This is a genomic window from Streptomyces katrae (assembly GCF_000966975.1).
Taxonomy (GTDB): domain Bacteria; phylum Actinomycetota; class Actinomycetes; order Streptomycetales; family Streptomycetaceae; genus Streptomyces; species Streptomyces katrae.
The window spans coordinates 1-7283 of sequence record NZ_JZWV01000959.1 but is presented as its reverse complement, the minus strand read 5'-3'; the positions used below and the strand labels follow the sequence as shown (position 1 = coordinate 7283).

4 protein-coding genes and 1 pseudogene are annotated in these 7283 nt (G+C 72.1%); all 5 read right to left on the bottom strand.

Annotation, left to right across the window (positions count from 1 at the left end):
* Positions 1-1920, bottom strand: a 1920-nt coding sequence (locus tag VR44_RS30430; RefSeq protein ID WP_045950840.1) for a M14 family metallopeptidase, incomplete at its 3' end; no start/stop codon positions are given.
* Between the two features lie 152 nt (positions 1921-2072).
* Positions 2073-3094: pseudogene (gene whiA / locus VR44_RS30425) on the bottom strand (DNA-binding protein WhiA).
* Positions 3095-3103: 9 nt separating this feature from the next.
* Positions 3104-4168 carry a gluconeogenesis factor YvcK family protein gene (locus tag VR44_RS30420; RefSeq protein ID WP_045950839.1) on the bottom strand — a complete coding sequence of 355 codons (1065 nt, stop codon included), beginning with the start codon at positions 4166-4168 and terminating at the stop codon, positions 3104-3106.
* Positions 4165-5112 carry an RNase adapter RapZ gene (gene rapZ, locus VR44_RS30415; protein ID WP_052713899.1) on the bottom strand — a complete coding sequence of 316 codons (948 nt, stop codon included), beginning with the start codon at positions 5110-5112 and terminating at the stop codon, positions 4165-4167. The genes VR44_RS30420 and rapZ overlap by 4 nt, the downstream gene beginning before the upstream one ends.
* Positions 5109-7139, bottom strand: a complete 2031-nt coding sequence (gene uvrC, locus VR44_RS30410) for an excinuclease ABC subunit UvrC (protein ID WP_045950838.1) — start codon at positions 7137-7139, stop codon at positions 5109-5111. The genes rapZ and uvrC overlap by 4 nt, the downstream gene beginning before the upstream one ends.
* Between the last annotated feature and the right edge of the window lie 144 nt (positions 7140-7283).

Below are 7283 nucleotides of genomic sequence, written 5' to 3'. Positions count from 1 at the left end.
GCCGCCCTCGTTGAGGAAGTCGCGGACCGCCAGTTGCGTGGGGCCGCCGGGGGCGCCGGCGCCGGTGTAGTGGACGGCCGTGCGGAAGTGGGAGAGCACGCCGAGGTGGTGCGGGGCGCCCTGGACGGCCACGTCCCAGACCGCGGCGGACTTCCCGTTGGCCCGCAGCGCGTCCACGTAGGTCTGGGCGTACTGCGCCTTCGCGCCCTCCTCCGCGATCACCAGGACGTCCGCGCGGGGGCGCTCGGCCACGGTGTACGTGAAGTGTTCGCTGGAGACGAGCCTGCCGCGGTCGCGTCCGGTGAACCAGACCTCGACCTTGTCGCCGGGCCTGGTGCCGTCCACCTCGGCCCGGTACTGGTCGAACCAGTTGTTGTCCTCGCCGCCGTAGACGTCGCCGCCCTTCCAGGCCTTGAGCTCGTCGTCGTGCGTACGGCCGCCGTTGACACGGAAGTTGAGGAGCTTGTCCTTCAGCGCCTTGCGGGCGGTGACGGAGACCGTCTGGTCCTCGCCGCGGGCGACGTAGGAGGTGGTGAAGGGGTCGAGGGTGAAGTCGGCGGCGCTCATGCCGACCGTGGAGGCGGGCCGGTCGGGGTGCGCGGCGCTCTCCCCGACGGACAGCGCGAAGGGGACGTTCTTGGCGAACTCCTGCTGGATCAGCTTCTCGTCGTCCGGGAAGTTGAAGCCGGACGCGCAGTCCTCGGGCTTCCAGCGGTCGTTCGGGTCGATCGCGGAGGCCGTCTGGCAGGTGGTCATCTCCGGCGTGAACATCATGACGCCGTTGGCGTTGGCGGCGTGTCCGTCGGCCTCGCCGTTGGTCGTGTACAGCTCGGAGGAGATCTGCGGGTAGTAGCCGGGGACGGCCGGGTGCTCCGGGGTGCCGGCGAGCGCCTTGTAGGCGACGTCGTCCGGGGTGGGGGTGGCGACCTGCCAGCCCACCCCGTACAGCAGGAGTTCGGACGCGGAGTGGTAGTTGACGGCGTACCGGAAGCCGATCCGCTTCTCGAAGGAGTCGAGGGCGACGGTCTCGGGCTCGGACTGCGCCTTGGGGCCGCGATAGGTCTCGCTGGAGGGGGTCGGGGAGGAACCCTCGTCGTCGTAGCCCCACTTGTAGGCGAAGTTGCGGTTCAGGTCGACCCCGTCCACTGCGGTGATCTTTCCGTCGCCGTTGTTGTCGTGGAGGTTCTTGCGCCACAGCCGGGCGCCGTCCGAGGTGAACGTGTAGTCGTAGCCGTCGGGGTTGGCGGAGAGCAGGAACCACAGCTCGGTGGAGTCCACCAGCTTGGTGATCCGGGCGTCCTTGCCGTAGTTGTCGAGGGTGTGGTGCATCAGCCGCCGGGTCATCTCGGGGGTGATCCACTCGCGGGCGTGCTGGTTGGACATGTAGAGCACGGAGGGCCTGTCGCCGTCGCGGGTCCTCCCGGCGTCCTTGGTGACCTTGAGGGCGAGGATGTCCTTGCCCTGGACTGTCTTGCCGATGGAGACGACCTTGGTGAGGCCGGGGTTCTGCTGCGCGGTCCGCAGGATCTCCTCCTGGAGGCCGCCCTTGCCGCTGTAGGGGCGGAACACCCCGTCCCCGGCGGCCTTGGCGCGGGCCAGCCCCTGGGCGGACACCTTGCGCTCGGCGAGCCTGACCCCCTGGGCGGCGAGCCCCCGGGCCTGCTCCCCGGTGAGGTAGAGCTCGACCTTCGCGGTCCCGGCCTCGGGCGCCCGCTCGGCGAGTTCGTGGGCGTCCTGGCCGGCGGCGAGGACGAGCGGGACCTGCTCCCGGGTGATGTCCGCGTCGTAGACGCGGACCTCGTCGGCGCCGGGGGCGGCGCCGGACGCGGGCTGTGCCTGGGCCGCCGCGGGCAGTGCGGCCAGTGTGGTTCCGATGACGAGTGCGCTTGCCGCGAGGATCGTTCTCGCGCGTTGCCTCATGTGCCCCCCTGGGCGTCGTCAGCCACGAAAGCGTTCGGGGGCCAGGCTCACGATCGGACGATGCTCATGTCAATGGGACAAACGGGAACGGGCCCGCACGGGTGACCGTGCGGGCCCGAACGCCCTGCGCAGGGGCGTACGGCTCGGCAGGTTCAGCCGGCCATGTTGTCGGCCAGCTCCTCGCTGAGGTCCAGGTTGGACTCGGTCCCGGGGATCCCGAGGTCCTGCGCCCGCTTGTCGGCCATCGCCAGCAGGCGGCGGATCCGGCCGGCGACGGCGTCCTTGGTCAGCGGCGGGCGACGGTGTCCTTGGTCAGCGGCGGGTCGGCGAGCGCGCCCAGCTCCTCCAGGGAGGCCTGCTTGTGCTCCATGCGCAGCCGGCCGGCCGCGGCGAGGTGCTCGGGGACCTCCTCGCCGAGGATCTCCAGCGCGCGCTGGACCCGGGCTCCGGCGGCGACCGCGGCCCGCGCCGAGCGGCGCAGGTTGGCGTCGTCGAAGTTGGCTAGGCGGTTGGCGGTGGCGCGCACCTCGCGCCGCATCCGCCGCTCCTCCCAGGCCAGCACCGACTCGTGGGCGCCGAGGCGGGTCAGCAGGGCGCCGATCGCGTCGCCGTCGCGGACGACGACCCGGTCCACGCCGCGCACCTCGCGCGCCTTGGCGGCGATGGAGAGCCGCCGGGCGGCGCCCACCAGGGCCAGGGCTGCCTCGGGGCCGGGGCAGGTGACCTCCAGGGAGGAGGACCGGCCCGGCTCGGTGAGGGAGCCGTGAGCCAGGAAGGCACCGCGCCAGGCCGCCTCGGCGTCACAGGTCGCCCCGGAGACCACCTGCGGCGGGAGCCCCCGGATGGGGCGTCCGCGGCCGTCGACGAGGCCCGTCTGGCGTGCCAGCTGGTCCCCTCCGGCGACGACCCGGACGACGAAGCGGCTGCCCCGGCGCAGGCCGCCGGGGGCCATGACCACCAGGTCGGAGGAGTGGCCGAAGATCTCCAGGATGTCCTTGCGCAGCCGTCTGGCGGCGATCCCGGTGTCCAGCTCCGCCTCGATGACGATCCGGCCGCTCACCAGGTGCAGGCCGCCCGCGAACCGAAGGATCGCCGAGACCTCCGCCTTCCTGCAGCAGGTCCGGGTGACGGGGAGGCGGGAGATCTCATCCTTCACCGCAGGCGTCATCGCCATGGGCAGGCGTCATCGCCATGGGCCGATCCTTCCATGCATCCGAAAAATACGGTCGTACGCGGCGGCCAGCAGCTCCGGGTCGTGCTTCGGAGAGCCGTCCTGCCTGGCCACCGGCGCCAGCTCGACCGCCGCACCGAAGCGCTTCGCGGCATCGGCGAGGGACTCGCGGTCGGGCACGGCGGCCTCGTCGGCCAGCACCACGTCCAGGGCGAGTTTAGGGGCGTGTCGGGCCAAAACCTCCAAATGACGCTGCGGAGAGAAGCCCTCTGTTTCGCCCGGCTGGGGCGCGAGGTTCAGCGAGAGGACCTTCCGGGCCTTCGTCGCCACCAGCGCGTCGAGCAGCTCCGGCACCAGCAGGTGCGGGATGACGGAGGAGAACCAGGATCCCGGCCCGAGCACCACCCAGTCGGCGTCGAGCACGGCGGCGACGGCCTCCGGCACGGCCGGCGGGTCGCCCGGCACGACCTGGACGGAGAGCACCTCGCCCGGGGTGAGGGCCACGGTGGCCTGGCCCCGGACGGTGTCCACCTCGTCCGGGCGCGCCGGATCGTGCCCCTTGACCAGGGCCTGGAGCTCCAGCGGCACCGCCGACATCGGCAGCACCCGGCCCTGCGCCCCGAGCAGCCTCCCCACCAGGTCGAGGGCCTGGACGGGGTCGCCGAGCTGTTCCCACAGGGCGACGATCAGCAGGTTGCCGACGGCGTGCCCGTGCAGGTCGCCCTGGGACTGGAAGCGGTGCTGGATGACCCGGGCCCAGGTCTGGCCCCAGTCGTCGTCCCCGCACAGCGCGGCCAGCGCCTTGCGCAGGTCGCCGGGGGGCAGCACGCTCAGCTCCTCGCGGAGCCGCCCGCTGGAACCGCCGTCGTCGGCGACGGTGACCACCGCGGTGAGTTCGCCGGTGATCCGGCGCAGGGCGGCGAGGGAGGCCGACAGGCCCATGCCGCCGCCGAGGGCGACGACCTTGGGCGCGACCACCTTGGCCGCCCCGCGGCGGCCGGCGCGGCCCGCGCCGTCCTCGCCCCGGGCGGGGGTCAGACGGCGCAGGCGGCGCAGCCGCAGGCTCCGTCCGGTCACTCGCGCCCCATGTCCCGGTGGACGACGACGGTCTCGACTCCCTCGGAGGCGAGGCGGGCGGCGAGCTTCTCGGACATGGCGACGCTGCGGTGCTTGCCGCCGGTGCAGCCGACGGCGATGGTCACGTACCGCTTGCCCTCGCGGCGGTAGCCGGCGGCGATGAGCTGGAGCAGCTCGGTGTAGCGGTCGAGGAACTCCTTGGCGCCGGGCTGGCTGAAGACGTAGCCCGACACCTCCTCGTTGAGCCCGGTGAAGGGGCGCAGCTCCGGGACCCAGTGCGGGTTGGGGATGAAGCGGCAGTCGACGACGAGGTCGGCGTCGACGGGCAGGCCGTACTTGAAGCCGAAGGACATCACGGTGGCCCGCAGCTCGGGCTCCTCGTCGCCCGCGAACTGGGCGTCCATCTTGGCGCGCAGCTCGTGCACGTTCAGGCTGGAGGTGTCGATGACCAGGTCGGCGTCGCCGCGCAGCTCGCGCAGCAGGTCGCGCTCGGCGGCGATGCCGTCGACGATGCGGCCGTCGCCCTGGAGGGGGTGCGGGCGGCGGACCGACTCGAAGCGGCGGACCAGCGCGTCGTCGGAGGACTCCAGGAAGACGATGCGCCGGGTGACCCCGCGGGCCTCCAGGTCGGCGAGGGATTCGCGCAGGGCGTCGAAGAACTGGCGTCCGCGGACGTCGACGACGACGGCGATACGCGCCACGTTGCCCTGGGAGCGGGCGCCGAGCTCCACCATGGTGGGGATCAGCGCCGGCGGCAGGTTGTCGACGACGAACCAGCCGAGGTCCTCCAGGCACTTGGCCGCCGTGCTGCGGCCGGCTCCGGACATCCCGGAGATGATCACCAGCTCGGGGATGGCCGTCTCGGCGTTGTCGCCGGGCTCCACTGTCGTGCCCGTACTCACCTGTGCTCCGTCTCGGTCGTGCTCGGTCTCGTGCTCGGTCATTGCTCGGTCCCCCGATCGGACGGCGTCCCCGCAGGCGCGGGGGCCTCGTCCTCAATGATCTCTCCTGTCGCCGTGTTGACGGCAGGACCGGCGGGGACGGCCCGGGCGAGGGCCGCGGCCACGGTCTCGGCCGTCTTGCGGCCTATACCGGGGACCTCGCAGATCTGGTCGATTGTCGCCTGTCTCAGCTTCTTCACCGAACCGAAGTGCTTCACGAGGGCGAGCCTGCGGCTCTCGCCGAGGCCGGGCACCTCGTCCAGCGGGCCCGCTTTCAGGCGCTTTCCGCGCTTGCTGCGCTGGTACTGGATGGCGAAGCGGTGGGCTTCGTCACGCACCCGCTGGAGCAGGTAGAGGCCCTCGCTGGTGCGGGGCAGGACCACGGGGTCGTCCTCGCCGGGCAGCCAGACCTCCTCCAGCCGCTTGGCGAGGCCGCAGACGGCGATGTCGTCGATGCCGAGCTCGTCCAGGGCCCGCTTGGCCGCCGCCACCTGGGGCTGCCCGCCGTCGACGACGACGAGCTGGGGCGGGTACGCGAACCGCTTGGGCCGCCCGTCGTCCTCGGGCCCGCCGGGCTCGCCGTCCTCGGGGGCCCACTCCCCCGTCTTCAGCTTCTCCTGGAGGTAGCGCCGGAAGCGGCGGGAGACGACCTCGTGCATGGACCGGACGTCGTCCTGCCCCTCGCCGTGCCAGACCTGCGTGTCTCCGACACGACCCTTGACCTGGAAGCGCCGGTACTCGCTCTTGCGGGCGAGCCCGTCCTCGAAGACGACCATGGAGGCCACGACGTCGTCCCCCTGGAGGTGGGAGATGTCGAAGCACTCGATGCGCAGGGGCGCCCCGTCCAGCTCCAGGGCCTCGGCGATCTCCTCCAGGGCCCGGGAGCGGGTGGTGAGGTCGGCGGCGCGCTTGGTCTTGTGCAGGGCGAGGGACTGCTGGGCGTTGCGGTGGACGGTCTCCATGAGGGACTTCTTGTCCCCGCGCTGCGGGACGCGCAGGCTGACCTGCGATCCGCGCCGCTGCGCCAGCCACTGCCCGAGCGCGGCCGCGTCGTCCGGGACGACCGGGACGAGCACCTCCTTGGGCACGCTCTCCCCGCTCTCCTCCCCGTACAGCTGCTGGAGGGCGTGCTCGACGAGACCGGCGGTGTCGACGGCCTCGACCTTGTCGGTGACCCAGCCGCGCTGTCCGCGGACCCGGCCGCCGCGGACGTGGAAGATCTGCACGGCCGCTTCGAGCTCGTCCTCGGCGACGGCGATCAGGTCGGCGTCGGTGGCGTCGGCCAGGACGACGGCGTTCTTCTCCATGGCCCGGCGCAGGGCCCCTATGTCGTCGCGCAGCCGGGCGGCCTTCTCGTACTCCATCTCCTCGGCAGCCGCCTGCATCTCCTTCTCCAGCCGGGAGAGGTAGGTGCCGGTGCGGCCGGCCATGAAGTCGCAGAATTCCTCGGCGAGTTCCCGGTGGTCCTCGGGGCTGATCCGGCCGACGCAGGGCGCCGAGCACTTGCCGATGTACCCGAGCAGGCAGGGCCGCCCGATCTGGGCGGACCGCTTGAACACCCCGGCGGAGCAGGTGCGCACCGGGAACACCCGGAGCATGAGGTCGACGGTCTCGCGGATCGCCCAGGCGTGCCCGTACGGCCCGAAGTACCGCACGCCCTTCTTCTTGGGCCCGCGCATGACCTGTACGCGGGGGTACTCCTCGTTGAGCGTGACGGCGAGCGAGGGGTAGCTCTTGTCGTCCCGGTACTTCACGTTGAACCGGGGGTCGTACTCCTTGATCCAGGAGTACTCCAGCTGGAGCGCCTCGACCTCGGTGGAGACGACGGTCCACTCGACGGATGCGGCCGTCGTCACCATGGTGGCGGTCCGGGGGTGCAGACCGGCGATGTCCTGGAAGTAGCTGGCCAGCCGCTGGCGCAGGCTCTTGGCCTTCCCGACGTAGATCACCCGTCGGTGCTCGTCGCGGAACCTGTATACCCCCGGGGAGTCGGGAATCTCCCCGGGTCGGTAGCTGGAAGGGTCGGCCATGCCAACCACCCTACTGGCGCCGTCCGACAACGAACCGTACCGCCGCCCGGCTTCCCCGCTGCGCGGGGCTGTCCCCTACCCGCCCTTCCTCCGTTCCCAGGGGCTGTGCCCCTGACCCCGTACGGGCGCTGCGCGCCCGTCGCC

Excerpts from the sequence above, each read along its gene's own strand:
- rapZ (WP_052713899.1), bottom strand. The coding sequence starts at position 5,112 with ATGACCGAGCACGAGACCGAGCACGACCGAGACGGAGCACAGGTGAGT.
- uvrC (WP_045950838.1), bottom strand. The coding sequence starts at position 7,139 with ATGGCCGACCCTTCCAGCTACCGACCCGGGGAGATTCCCGACTCCCCG.